The organism is Polyangium fumosum (assembly GCF_005144585.1).
Classification (GTDB): domain Bacteria; phylum Myxococcota_A; class Polyangia; order Polyangiales; family Polyangiaceae; genus Polyangium; species Polyangium fumosum.
This window is the reverse complement of sequence record NZ_SSMQ01000042.1, coordinates 53,586-67,055: the sequence shown is the minus strand read 5'-3', so window position 1 is coordinate 67,055 and position 13,470 is coordinate 53,586. Positions and strand designations below refer to the sequence as shown.

8 protein-coding genes are annotated in these 13,470 nt (G+C 69.5%); 6 read left to right on the top strand and 2 right to left on the bottom strand.

The window, feature by feature from the left end; genetic code table 11:
* Positions 1-13 precede the first annotated feature (13 nt).
* The 4 genes from E8A74_RS32390 to E8A74_RS32375 all read left to right on the top strand — a co-directional run bounded on the left by E8A74_RS32390 (position 14) and on the right by E8A74_RS32375 (position 8,987).
* Complete coding sequence (locus tag E8A74_RS32390) at positions 14-1,375, top strand: hypothetical protein (protein ID WP_136932986.1); 1,362 nt, start codon at positions 14-16, stop codon at positions 1,373-1,375.
* Positions 1,376-1,459: 84 nt separating this feature from the next.
* A complete protein-coding gene (locus E8A74_RS32385; protein ID WP_136932985.1) occupies positions 1,460-2,743 on the top strand; it encodes a S1C family serine protease in 1,284 nt (427 codons plus the stop codon).
* A gap of 27 nt (positions 2,744-2,770) precedes the next feature.
* Entirely contained in the window at positions 2,771-4,720 is a 1,950-nt protein-coding gene (locus tag E8A74_RS32380) for an acyltransferase family protein (protein WP_136932984.1), read from the top strand.
* Between the two features lie 121 nt (positions 4,721-4,841).
* Positions 4,842-8,987, top strand: coding sequence for a HEAT repeat domain-containing protein (locus tag E8A74_RS32375; protein ID WP_136932983.1), 4,146 nt, complete (start codon positions 4,842-4,844; stop codon positions 8,985-8,987).
* A 23-nt stretch (positions 8,988-9,010) separates the two neighbouring features.
* Here E8A74_RS32375 and E8A74_RS32370 read toward each other — a convergent pair whose 3' ends face one another.
* Both E8A74_RS32370 and E8A74_RS32365 read right to left on the bottom strand, forming a co-directional pair.
* Complete coding sequence (locus E8A74_RS32370) at positions 9,011-9,838, bottom strand: GNAT family N-acetyltransferase (RefSeq protein WP_170229546.1); 828 nt, start codon at positions 9,836-9,838, stop codon at positions 9,011-9,013.
* A 50-nt stretch (positions 9,839-9,888) separates the two neighbouring features.
* Complete coding sequence (locus E8A74_RS32365) at positions 9,889-10,383, bottom strand: ferritin-like domain-containing protein (protein WP_136932981.1); 495 nt, start codon at positions 10,381-10,383, stop codon at positions 9,889-9,891.
* A gap of 262 nt (positions 10,384-10,645) precedes the next feature.
* Between E8A74_RS32365 and E8A74_RS32360 the strand changes: the two genes are divergently transcribed.
* Both E8A74_RS32360 and speA read left to right on the top strand, forming a co-directional pair.
* The gene (locus E8A74_RS32360; protein WP_136932980.1) at positions 10,646-11,014 is read left to right on the top strand and encodes a hypothetical protein; all 369 of its coding nucleotides are present in this window, start codon (positions 10,646-10,648) and stop codon (positions 11,012-11,014) included.
* 260 nt (positions 11,015-11,274) lie between these two features.
* Positions 11,275-13,209: a biosynthetic arginine decarboxylase gene (speA, locus tag E8A74_RS32355; protein ID WP_232379847.1), complete on the top strand. Its 1,935-nt coding sequence runs from the start codon at positions 11,275-11,277 to the stop codon at positions 13,207-13,209.
* Positions 13,210-13,470 lie beyond the last annotated feature (261 nt).

Below are 13,470 nucleotides of genomic sequence, written 5' to 3'. Positions count from 1 at the left end.
AGACTCGCATGGCATGCTCGGCCGCCTGGCCACCTACGTCGTGCCCGCGGCCTCGGTGATCGTCACCGCCCTCGTGCTCTTTGGCCCGGGTTCGCCGAACCCCGCGCCCTTCGTGCGGGTGCGCGGCGTGCCCGTGGCCGGCGGCCGGACCCTCGCCCTCCGCCTCGAAGGCGCGCGCCGATTGTTCGGCGTGGACGACGTCGCCGCGCTCGAAGGCGTGACCGTCGAGGTCACGGACGCCGGGACGAACCTCGCGCCCGAGACGGTTTCACTCGGCCCGGACGGCGTCGGCGAAGCCTCGATCGAGGCGAACGCGCCGCTCACGGGCCCGCTCGATGTGCGGGTCCTCCAGGGAAAAACGGTCCTCGCCGAGGGGACCGTGCCGCTCCGGCCTCCGCCTCCGAAGGCCGCCCCCGCGCGCGACATCGCGGGCGTTTCGAGCGGTTCTTTCCGCTTCTTCGTGCACGCGCGCCGCGGCCACCTCGTCTCGCCTTTCCCGGAGACGCTCGACGTCGCCGTGGGCCTGCCCGAGCACGCCTCGCCCTATCGCCCGAGCTTCGCGGGCATCACGCTCTCGTTTTCGGGGTCCGGCACGACGATCACGCCCGAGAAAAACGACACCGACGAGCGCGGGGCCGCGTCCTTCACCGTCACGCCGCTCGCGCACCACGTCGAGCTCGTGATCTCCGCCCGGGATCCCGATGGCCACGAAGGCCGCTGGGAAGGCCTCTTGCCCGTGCATCCGGGCGCCATCTGGCTCGACCCCGACCTCCACGCCGGCCTCACGTTCGTCTCGCCCGCCCCGCGCGATCGCGTCTACGCCTCCGTCGTCACCGACGTAGGCCGCATCCTCGGCGCGGTCGTCCCCGTCACCCGCGACGACGTCGGGTTCTTCCGCGGCCGCCTCGACGTCACGCCCCCGGAGGGACCCGCGCAGGTCATCGTCTCCGGCGACCCCGGCGAGCGCGGCGTCGCCACGATTGCCTGGCCCCTCGCGGCACAACCCCCCTCCGCCGCCGCGCCTCGCCTCGAACTCCTCCTCGACGGATCGGCCGCCGCCGAAGCACGCGAACACGCGCGGGCCTCCTCGGCGCGGCGCGCGGCCGTTTTCCTCGTCGCGGTCGCGGCGCTCGCGGAGGTCCTCTTGATCCTCGTGCGGACGCGGGCGTCGCAGCGGGACCTCGACACGAACCTCGCCGCGGCCGTCTCGCTCGAAGCGAGCGACGAGGCGGGCGCGCCCATTCCGCCCGAGGATCAACGGCGTATCGTGGCGGCGGCGCGCGAGCGCCATCCGGCGCTCCGCGTCGCGCTCGCCATCACGCTCGTCACGCTCGGGTTTGCGCTCCTCGCGGCATTGTCCACGTTTCGCCGCTGATTCTTGGCACGACTTGCCAACGTCCTCGGAGTCGTGTCTGATCGAGCTTTGCGATTTCCATCCACCCCCACGAGGAATGTGCCGATGGCTCCCAGGCTCGCGTTCGGATTGGTTCTTTTCTTGATGGGCTGCGGCGGCTCGACGCCTTTGCCGGAGACGAAGGAGCCCGCCGCGCCCGCCGCCAAGGTCAACGTCCCGGAGATGCAGCGCAAGGCCACCGTGCGTGTCAAGGCCGAGCTGCCCGAAGACGTGAAGACCGCGTTCGTCGACACGGTAAAGAAGTCGCGCCTCCCGGACGCCGTGGGCACCGCCGGCGTGGGCTGGACCTCGACCGGCAGCGGGTTTTTCCTCAAATCGCCGGACGGCAAGGGCCTCGTGCTCATCACGAACCGGCACGTCGTGGACAGCGCGCCCAAGGTCACGATCGTCCTCGACGAACACACCTCGCTCAGCGATTGCGAGGTCCTTTATACCGACGACAAGTATGACGTCGCCGTGGTGAAGGTGCCCGAGAGCTTGGCGACGAGCGCCATTGCGGTGGCCACGCTCGCCGACGTCGGCGTGAAGAACGACGAGTCGGTCCAGGCCTCGGGGTATCCGCGCGTCGGCGACCAGCAATCGTACCGCCTCACGAGCGGCACCATCTCGAACGCCGATTTTTCGGTCACGGTGCGCGGCCACAAGTCCTCGTTCCTGCAGCACACGGCCGCGATCGATCCGGGCAACAGCGGCGGTCCCCTCTTCCGCAAAGACTCGCTCGAGGTCATTGGCATCAACACCCTGACGATGCGCTCGAACGACAACCTCTACAGCGCGGTCCCCGCCGCCACGGTGAAGGGCGTGCTCGAGCGCGCCTTCAAGGTGCCGGCGAAGTCGGACGTCCAGGCGACGATCAAGCAGATCCAGACCTCGTGCAAGGAGCTCATGGACGAGCTCAGCATCGGCGGCGAGCCTCCGATCTCCACCGTCGCGCTGGTCTCGGATCGCCTCGTCGCCGACCGCGGCGTGCCTACCTGGGAGCTCCGCTACATCGAGAATGGTCCTCCGCAACGCAACGAGGACACGGGCGAGCTCACCCCGGGCAAACCCAAGGTCAACGAGGAGGCCTTTGGCGAGCTCGTGTCCGCCGTGAAAAAGGGCGACGTGATGGAGCACCTGCGCGGGCTCACGTTCGCGTACCTTTACGTCGACTTGAAGCGTCAGAAGGGCGTCAACGGGGACCCGTGCTCGCGCGTCGTCGAGAAGGACGTGCGTGATTACGACGATCGCGGCTTCGTGCGCGTCGGCATGGATCTCGGCTCGGGCGAGCGCCGGACGATGCGCTTCCGCTTCGAGCAGGGGCACTGGCGCCTCTCCGGATACGAATGAGCTCCGCGCGGTGACGCGCGATTCGATTTGAAGCCCGAACAATCTCCCACCTACCGGCCCGAGATCGACGGTCTCCGGGCGATCGCCGTGACCAGCGTGGTCCTCTTCCACGCCGATCTCGGGCTCGCGGGCGGGTACGTCGGCGTCGACGTCTTTTTCGTCATCTCCGGCTTCCTCATCACGTCGCTGATCCTCCGGGATCTCCGGAACGACACGTTCCGCCTCGCCGATTTCTGGGAGCGGCGCGCCCGGCGGATCCTGCCTGCGCTCGTGCCGGCCAGCGCCGCCGCGCTCCTCCTGTCGATTGCATTCCTCCCGCCGGACGCGCTCGAAGGCGTCGGCCGCTCGGCCATGTACCTCGCGGCCTTCGCCTCGAACGTGTTTTACCGGAACAACCTCGGCTACTTCTCCGCGCGCGCCGAGGAGCAACCCTTGCTCCACACGTGGTCGCTCGCCGTCGAGGAGCAGTTTTACCTCCTGTTCCCGCCCCTGCTCCTCCTCGCGTTTCGCCTCGTGAAGCGCTCGCACCTGCGCCTCGCGCTCGTCCTCGGGATCACCGCCGCGCTGAGCCTGGCCGCGAGCATCCGCATCACGCGGATCGACCCACCGTCGGCCTTCTACCTCCTCCCCGCGCGCGCCTTCGAACTGCTCGCCGGCGCGCTCCTCGCCTTCGTCCCTGCCAAACCCCTCGCGCGCCTCGGCCACGCGCGTGAGCTCCTTTCGATCGGCGGCCTCACGCTGATCGCCGCGTGCTCCCTTCTCTTCACCCGGGAAACCCCCTTCCCCGGGGTGGCCGCCGCCGCGCCGTGCCTCGGGGCGCTCCTGTTCCTCCTGGCAAACCTGCGCAGCGTGGCCGGACCGCCGCCCACCTGGAGCGGCCTCGCGCTCGCCTCACGCCCGTTCGTCTTCCTCGGCCTCGTCTCGTATTCGTTTTACCTCTGGCACTGGCCTCCGCTCGCGATCGCCCATTCCTGGAAAGTGGGCGGCGACGCGTGGCTCTTTCGCAGCGCGGTCGTCCTCGGCGCGTTCGTGCTGGCCGTGCTTTCGTGGCGTTTCGTCGAGCAACCCTTCCGCAAACCTCGGCCGCGCCGGAGCCGCGCCTGGGTCGGGGTCGGGACCGCCGTCGCCATGGGCGCGCTCCTGCTCGGCGGCGCCTCCATTTCCGCGCATGGAGAGATTTCGCAGGTCCCGCCGGCCGCGCTCGGATGGCTCGACGCCAAGATCGACCCGAAATACCTGCACATCGTCGGCCTCGATCGAATGCGCGCGCGGAACCTGCCTTCGATCGGCGTCCGCGACGAGGACAAAGACCCGACGGTCCTCGTCTGGGGCGACAGCCACGCCATGGCCGTCATGTCTGCGATCGATGAGGCATGCCGCGACGTCGGCTGGAAAGGGCTCGTCGCGACCCACGCCTCGACCGCGCCCGTGCGGGGATATTACGTGCGTGAAACGTATGGCCTCAACGAACGGGCCTTGCCGTACAGCGAGTCCCTCTTCGAGTTGATCCCGACCGCCGGCATCACCGACGTCGTCCTGGTCGCCTACTGGAGCTCGTACTTCCGCGAAGATCCGCCGAGCCACGACCCGCTCGTGAAGGCCCTCCTTTTGACCATCAAGGATCTCCGGGCGCTCGGCGTGCGCGTCTGGTTCCAGCGCGAGGTGCCGAAATACGCGGTCGACGTGCCGCAAGAGCTCGCGCGGCGCGCCCTCGTCGGCCTCGCTCCGCCGAGCGGCGAGGTCACGCTGGCGGAGCTTCACGTGCCGAGCCCGATGCAAGCCTTCGAATCGGAGATCGTCGCCGCCGGCGCGACGCTCGTCGACTCCATCGGCGCGCTCTCCACCACGGAGGGCCTCCCGATCGCGGGCGTCGACGGCCGCTCCCTCTACTGCGACCACCATCACCTCACCCCCGCGGGCGCGCGCCGCCTCCTGCCCGCCTACCGCGCCGCATTTGCCGCCGCGACGCAGCCCTGAGACCACGTGCGTCCGCGGAGAATGTCCCGTGATGCCGGGCTTCCCAGGGCGCGCGGACGGGCCCGCCCGCGCCGCGTGGTGCGAGCAGGCTCGACGCGTCTCCGCGTGATACCCTGCGCTCGTGCGCTCCCACGTCCTCGCCGGCTGCTTGCTCCTCGGCTTGCCCTTCGCCGCGACCGTCCTCGCGCCGCCCAGCGCCGAGGCCGCAGACTTCGACCCGTCCGGGCGCAACCGCAAGAAGCCCCCGAAGCCGAACCCGCAGCCCGGCGGCGGGAGCCGGCCCGCGCAGCCGAAGCAGCCGAAGCAGCCGCAGGGCGACGCCGACGCGACGGGCAAAGGCCCGGGGAGCGACGCGCTCATCGCGCGGTACACGGCGATCGTCATCTCGCAGCCGAGCGCGCCGTTCCCGCTCCAGCGGCTCTCGCAGCTCTATCGGGAGCGCGACGGCAACATCAAGAAGCTCGTCGAGGAGTTCGAAAAACGTGCCGCCACGCCGGGCACCGACGCCTGGGCCGCGAAGGTCGCGCTCGCCGGCATCTACAAGCTCGACGGCCGCCCTGAGGACGCCGTCAAGACGTACGAGGCCGCGATCGCCGAGAAGCCGAACGATCCGCAGGCCATCCTCGCCCTCGCGCAGCTCCAGTCCGAGCGCGGCGACAAGTCCGCCTCCCGCGCGAGCTACGAAAAAGCCCTCGCCCTGCTCAAGCCCGGCCCGGACTTCGAGCAGACGACACGCACGCTCCTCGGGCTTTGCCTCGATCTGAAGGACTTCGAGGCCGCGAAGAAGCACCACGACGCGCTCGTGAAGGCCGCGCAGGGCTCGCTCTTCGTGAAGGCCGAGCTCGGCCGGGAGCTGCTCGCGCGCTCGCTCTACGATCGCGCCGAGGTCGAGTTCCGCGAGCTCGTGAAAGCGGCCGCCGGCGACAACCGCGCCCTCGCGCCGGCGCTCCGCGATCTCGGCCAGGTCCTCGCGCGGCAGAAGAAGACCGAGGAGGCGCTCAGCGTGCTCAAGCGCGCGCTCACGGTCGCGGGCGGCGCGGCCGGCGTGCGCGCCGAGATCCTGGTCATCATGACCGACGCCTTCCGCGCCGAAGGCAAGCTCGCCGAGCTCATCCCGATCCTCGAAGCCGAAAAGGCGCAGGACGCGCAGCGCCTCGCCACGCTGGGCGGCCTCTACGAAGAGACCGGCGACGTCGACAAGGCGATCGCCACGTACCGCAAGGTGCTCGGCATCGACAGCCGCGCGATCGACGTACGCCTGAAGCTCGTGCACCTCCTGCAGACCGCGGGCGAGCTCGACGCGGCGATCAAGGAATACGAGGCGCTCATCAAGGCCGCGCCCGGCAACCCGGACTTCGTCTTCGAGCTCTGCGAGACGCTCATCCAGCGCGGCGATCGCCCGAAGGCGCTGAAGCTCCTGACCGAGCTCGAGGCGCGCGTCGGCAGCGAGCCCGAGATCCTCGCCGCCGTCGCCGACTTCTACGAGCGCGTCGAGGAGAAGGACAAGGCCCTCAAGGTCCTGCAGAAGCTCGCGGCCTCCGGCGGCGCCGACCACACGTACATCGTCGACCTCGGCGATCGCTACTACCAGGCCGGCGACAAAAAAAAGGCGCTGGAGACGTGGGCGCGCATCAAGCAGGTCGTGCCGAACCGCGCGCGGGCGAACTCCCTCCTCGGCGAGGTCTACCTCGACCACGACATGCCGCTCGAAGCGCTGAACGCGCTGCGCGAGGCCGTCCAGCTCGAACCGACCAACGTCCGGTACAAGAAAAACCTCGCCGTCGCGATCGAGCGCACGGCCGCGACGCTCGGCAGCGCGGCGCAGCGGTACGCCGAGGCGCGCGTGATCTGGGAGGAGCTGCTCGCCGGGTCGCAGAACGACAAACTCCTCGCACGCGAGGCGCGCACGCACATCGTGAGCCTGTGGTCGCTCGCGCACGAGCTGCCGAGCCGCGTCGCGCCGCTCACCGCGCGCTTCAACGGCACCCCGCCCGACCTCGAAGCCGGCCGGCTGCTCGCCGAGGTGCAGCGCCGCCTGCATCGCCTCGCGGACGCCGAGGCCACGTTGCGCAAGGTCACCGAGCTCGCGCCCGGCGACGAGGAGAGCCTGCTCGCGCTCGAACGGATCCTCGTGCTGGAGCAGAACCTGCTCGGCGCGATCGGCGTCCTCGAAAAGCTCGTCGAGGTGAACCCGAAGCGCGCGCGCGAGTTCTACCAGCGCATGGCCCAGTACGCGGCCGAGCTCTACCGCGACGACGATTCCATCAAGTACGCGGCGCGCGCCGTCGAGCTCTCGCCCGAGGACGCGAACGGCCACCAGAAGCTCGGCGACATGTACCGACGGCGGCAGGATTTTCCGCACGCGATCGCCGAGTACAGGCAAGCCATCCAGCGGAACGACAGGCTCTTCCCGGTCTACTTCGACCTCGCCGAGCTGCTCCTGTCGAGTGGCCAGGTCGACGAGGCCGACAGGCTCTTCCGCCGCGTCGTGCGCTCCTCGCCCGACGAGGAGCTCGTCTCGCGCGCGGCGCGCATGAGCATGCAGATCAACCTCGGCAAGAACTCGCTCGAATCGCTCGAACGCGAGCTCTTGCCCGTCGCCGTCGGCAACCCGCAGAAGGGCATCTACCGGCGCCTGCTCGTCGAGCTTTACGGCGCGATGACGCTGCCGCTCGTGCAGAAGGTGCGCCACGAGGGCGGCACGTCGCCCGCAGCGCGGGCGGCCCGCGCGGAGCTCGGGAAGATCGGCGCGCGTGCGATCAAGCCGCTGCTCGACGCGCTCGCCGACGACAAGGAGTCGCAGCAGAAGATCGCGATCGAGGTCCTCGCGTACGTCGAGAACAAGAGCGCCGGCCCGGCCCTCTACAACTACGCGACGGGCCAGGCCGACAAGAGCCTGCGCGTGCGGGCCATGATCGCCTGCGGCGCCCTGCGCGACCCGTCGATCCTGCCGCGGTACGAGCAGATGCTCGCGCCGAAGGACACGGGCGCGGCCCTCCTGCCGAGCGACTCCATCGCCGTCGCCGCGGCCTGGGGCGTGGCGCGCATGGGCGACAAGAAGGCCGAACCTTTGCTGGTCAAACTTCTCGGCTCGACCTCGCCGGAGGTGCGCGGCGTCGCGGCCCTCGGCCTCGGGCTCACGCACGACAAGAAATACACGACCGCGCTCGTGGCCCTCGCCCGCGCGCCCGAGGCCGGCGCCACCGCGCGCGCCGCCGCCGTGCACGCGCTCGCGGAGCTCGGCACCTCGCAGAGCGACAACCTCCACATGCTCGTCGCGCTCGCCGACACGAACGAGCCGGTCCTCCGGCAAGCGGCCCTCGTCGCCCTCGCGCGCCTCGCGCCGAAGGGTGACGCCGCGCAGAGCGCCTCGGCCGAGAACGCCCTCGCGTCGAGCCTGTTCGCGACCGACGAGTCGATGCGCCGCACCGCCGTCGCGGCCGCGACCGCCCTCGCCACGAAAAACTTCTCCCGCACGGGCGAGGCGCTGCCCGTGCCCGATGGTCCGCTCTCCATGAAGGAGATCCTCGCAGGCCTCGGCCCGGACGCGGCGCGCGTCGCGGGAGCCCGCGCCCGCGCGCTCGTCGCGCTCGCGCCCTCGCTCGAACGAGCCGCCGTGGCCGCAGCCTCGACCTCGCCCGATCGCGCGCGCGTCGTCGCGGACGCGCTCCTTGCGAACGACGTAGAGCTGTCCCTCGCGCCGCTCCTCGGCCCCGACGACAAACTCGACCCCGAATCGGCGCGCGCGACCTCGGCCGCGATCGAGCGCATCGCCGCGGCCGTCGTGCCTGCGTTCGTCGCGCTCGTCCGCCATCCGGCGCTCGAGGTCCGCACGCGCGCGGTCGAGCTCCTCGCGCGGAGGCCCGAAAAGGAGGCGCAGGACGCCGTGATCGACGCGCTCTCCGATCCCGAGGAGAGCGTGCGACGGGCGGCGCTCGCCGCGCTCGGCCGGGTCAAACACCCGGCCACCATTTCCGCCGTCGCGCGCCTCGGCCGTGAAGCGCCGAGCTGGCCGCTCCGTGTGCGCGCCGCCGAAGCGCTCGGCCGCCTCGGCGCGGGCGCGACGGGCCGGGTCGCGTTCGAGACCCTCACCACGATCGCGCAAGAGGACCCGTATGCCCTCGTGCGCGAGGCCGCAGCCCTCTCGATGGCCTCGCTCGATCGCGCCGCCGCCGAGCCCATCCTGCGCAAGCTCTCCGCGAGCGACCCGGAGCCGCGCATCCGCAAGACGGCCGCGGACCTGCTCGCCGGCAAAACCACGAACTGAGGGACGGAGTCGTTTCCGTCCCGTCAAACGCGTTCCGGGATCGGGCCTCCCATGTTGAGGATCTCGACCCGCACCAACGCGCCTGCCTCGACGAGCGCCCGTTTCGTCTCGGCGTCGTCCTCCACCACGACATGCGTGACGTCTTGCTCCGGCGGCGCATGCGCTCGGACGGCTTCGAGCAGCGGCCGCGCGAGCGTCGGCCTGGCCACGCGGAACGGGAATGACCCCGGGTAGCTCGGATGGAAGCACGCGATCCCGAGCCGCGCCTCGTCCGGCCGGGCCGCATCGACGAGGCGCAGGAGCACCGCCCCTGCCCGCGCGCGGTTCAGCGCGATCGTACCGAGGGGCAGGCCAAAGGCCGCCTCCAGCGCGGCGTCCTCATGCGGCTCGACCCTCCGCGCCATGATCCCCTGCTCGCCGCCTGGCAAGCGCGAAAGCACGTTCCAGCCGAGCCGCATCGCCGTGGACGCGTAGTTCCTGGTCATGCCGACGGACGAATACAGCGCGATCGCGACGACGTTGCCGACCTTCACGTTGAGGCACCAGCGCGAGCATCCGGCCGCGCGGAATCGCTCGGCGCTCGCCCGCAGCAGCGCGCGCCCTCCGCCTTTGCCGCGTGCCTCGGGCGCGACCACCACGTGACGCACGTAGCCCGTCTCCTTCAGGGCCACGACGTACGCATACCCCGCGATGTCGCCGCCTCGCTCCAGGATCAGGGTATGCGGCATGAGATCGACGGCCCATGCCTCGCGCGGCAGCGTGGGATCATCGACGCCGAGCTCTGGAAGCAGACGCGCGTAAACGTCGTAGTCGGCCGCTGTCGCGGGCCTCGACGTGAACACCTCGTGCATGGGTCGGGAACGTACCATGGCAGAACGGCCACGCCCTCCGCACGCCCTCGTCAGGCAGCCTTGCGCGCCCCTCGCGCCTCGGCCGCGAGCTCGCGGATCTCCGGCTGCTCGACGTCCCAGCCGCGCAGGAGCACGGTGCCGCGGATCCAGCTCATGTGCCGCCGTTCGTCCTCGAAGTTCGCCGCGACGAGCGCGCGGATTTCCTCCGGCAGCCCCGCGCGCAACGCCGACGCGTACGCGTTGTTCGAGAGCTCCTCGTTGCCGCGCATCGACAGCACCGCCGTCCGGTCCTCCTGCGAGGCGAGCGTGGTGAACCCCTGGACGATCACGCCCTTCGTATCGAGCTCGCTCGGAGGTTCGATGCCCGCGCTGCGGACGTGCTCGCCGAGCTCGCGCACGTGCCGGAGGTGGTCCTCCCGGAACGCGGAGAACGTCCCCTTAATCTCCTCGTCTCGGCAGACCCCACACGCCACCTCGTAGGCCGCGGAGCACGCGAGATCGAGCGCGATGAGCTCGTTCAGACACTGGATGATCTTCTCGTCCATGTCCGCCTCTTCCCTTTCGTCCCGTGGAGGGCACCGCGCCCTCGGGGGCTACGTGGCGAGGCCACGTATCACCCGCAAGCGTCGCGCGGGCCACGGGAGGTTTTTCCTGCCAGACGGGGCCCCGAGCGCGCGCGCCCAGGCGAACCCCGAGCGCCCAAGTCACCCTCCCCCGGGCGGCTTGCGCTCCCCCCTCCCTGTCTGCTACATGGCGCCCCCTATCCATCACCGCGCGAGTGATCTCGCGCAACACGGAGGTAACGACATGGCACGCAAGGCACCGCTCGCGATCGTGAAGGAGAAGTTCAGCGAGAAGGCGAAGCTCGTCGAGGCGGTCAAGGGCTTCATGACGGAGGACCTGTGGGTCGGCCGGACGAGCTCGGACCGCGGCGGCGACAAGGGCCTCGATCACGTCTCGAACGCCAAGCTCCTGCGCCTCCACGCCACGTTCTCCGAGGTCAAGGAGAAGTTCGGCACCCGGGCGAAGCTCATCGACGCGATCTTGACGGCCGAGAACCGGTCGAAGGACGCGGGGTACAAGAAGCGCCTCGAGGCTTACCCCGTCCCGCGCCTCTACGACCACTACAAGGCCGCTTCCAAGCGCGCCAAGGCCGCCACGGCCGCCAAGGCCTGACCCACCCCTCCCGGCACCTCCTTCCGCCTCTCCTCCCGTCCGTCTGTCCCGTCCTCGCGGCACCCTACCCCACCCTTGAAGGTTCGGCCTTCCTGGCGTATTGAGCCGCAGCACGGACGTACCGGAAGACCGACGTCCACCGCACAGCATTTCACGCTCAAAGCCGCCCCTGGTTTCCTCGCGCGCTGCGAGGAAGCTCTGCCCCGAACAGCACGTCGCGCAAGGGCCATGGCCCTCGGGTCCCAAGGGAGACGAAGACGTTGACCAGCAGCCATCACGACACCGACACCGACGCGTGGAGCACCGACGACGCGAAGGCCCTTTACATGATCGACCGCTGGGGCCGCGGCTACTTCGACGTGAACCCCACGGGGAACATCACGGCGGCGCCCCTGCAGGAGCGTGGTCGCAAGATCGCCCTCATCGACGTCGTCGAAGAGGCGCGTGAGCAGGGCCTGCGCACGCCGCTCCTGATCCGCTTCCAGGATCTCTTGCACCACCGCGTGCGCACGCTGAACGAAGCGTTCAACCGCGCCATCTCCGACCTCAAGTTCCGCGGCACCTACCGCGGGGTGTTCCCCATCAAGGTGAACCAGCTCAAGGAGGTCGTGGAGGAGATCCTCGAAGCGGGCCGGACCTACCACTACGGCCTCGAAGTCGGCTCGAAGCCCGAGCTCTTCGCGGGGCTCAGCGTCCACACCGACAACGAGTCGCTCATCGTCTGCAACGGCTACAAGGACGAAAACTTCATCCGCACCGCGATGATCGGCCGCAAGCTCGGCAAGAAGGTCATCCTCGTCGCGGAGAAGCTCTCCGAGGTGCGGACGATCGTTCGTGTTGCAAAGGAAATGAACGTGGAGCCGATGCTCGGCCTGCGCGTCCGGCTCATGACGCAAGGCGCCGGCAAGTGGGCCGAGAGCGGCGGCGAGCACGCGAAGTTCGGCCTGTCCACGGCCGAGATCCTCGCGGCCTGCGCGATCCTCGCGGAGGCGGGCATGAGCTCGGCGTTCAAGCTCCTGCACTTCCACATCGGCTCGCAGGTCCCGGACATCCTCGTCATCAAGCGCGCGGTGCGCGAGGCGGCGCGGCACTACGCGAAGCTGCGCAAGATGGGGCACCGCATTGAGTACATGGACGTCGGCGGCGGCCTCGCGATCGACTACGACGGCTCGCGATCGACGTTTCATTCGTCCATGAACTACTCCGTGGAGGAGTACGCGCGCGACATCGTCTTCAACATCGCGGACATCTGCGACGACGAGAAGGTCCCGCACCCGAACATCGTGAGCGAGTCGGGGCGCGCGATCGTCGCGCACCACTCGGTGCTCGTGGTGCAAGCGTTCGGCTCGATCGAGAAGACCCCGGAGGCGCCGATCGACATCCAGACGGAGGAGCACAAGCTCATCCGGAACGTGCTCGACACGCGCGACAGCCTCTCCGTCCAGAACCTCGCCGAGTCGTGGCACGACATCCTCCAGGTGAAGGAGGAGTCGCAGAAGATGTTCGAGCTCGGCCTCTTGAACCTCGACGTGAAGGCGCGGGTGGAGGCCCTCTTCTGGGAGACCGCCGAGCGCATGCAGAAGCTCATCGCCGCGCTCGATCCCGCGGAGATCCCGGAAGACGTCGTCGAGCTACGAAACAAGCTCGCCGACCAGTACATCTGCAACTTCTCGGTGTTCCAGTCGCTGCTCGATCACTGGGCGCTCGGCGCGCTCTTCCCGGTCGTGCCGATCCACCGGCTGCACGAGCGGCCGGGCGCGGAGAGCACGCTCGTCGACATCACGTGCGACTCGGAGGGCAAGGTCTCGAAGTTCATCGACCTCTCCGACGTGAAGGAGACGTTGCCGCTCCACGCGCTGCGCGGCGACGAGCCGTATTACCTCGGCATCTTCCTCACCGGCGCCTACCAGGACATCATGGGCGACATCCACAACCTGTTCGGCCGGGTGAACGAGGTGCACGTCTTCCTCGATGACGACGAGGAGTGCGGCTACTACATCGAGGAGACGATCGCGGGGAACCAGATCCGCGAGGTCCTCGCGATGACGCAGTACGACACGCAGAGCCTCATCGCGAAGGTGAAGGCCCAGGTCGACGGCGCGATCAAGCAGGACCTCCTCAAGCCCACCGAGGGCATGCGCCTGCTCGCCGATTACGAGCGTGGCCTCAAGGATCAGACCTACCTGAGCTTCTGACGCAGCGCCGGGGTTTCACCCCGGACCCCGACCAGGGGTTGTCCACCCCTGGACCCGGACCAGGCACGGCCTGGACCGAGGATGGAAGAACTGCGCAATGCGCAGTTCTTCCAGCAGCCAGGAGGGTTGCCCGTCGAAACGTCAGCGCTGCTGACTTCATTGCCAGTCTTGACCCGGCCTGTGCGATGAACTGCGCACCGCGCAGTTCATCGTCCTGGGTCCAGCGCCTCGCTGGTCCAGGTCCAGGGGCGGACAGCCCCT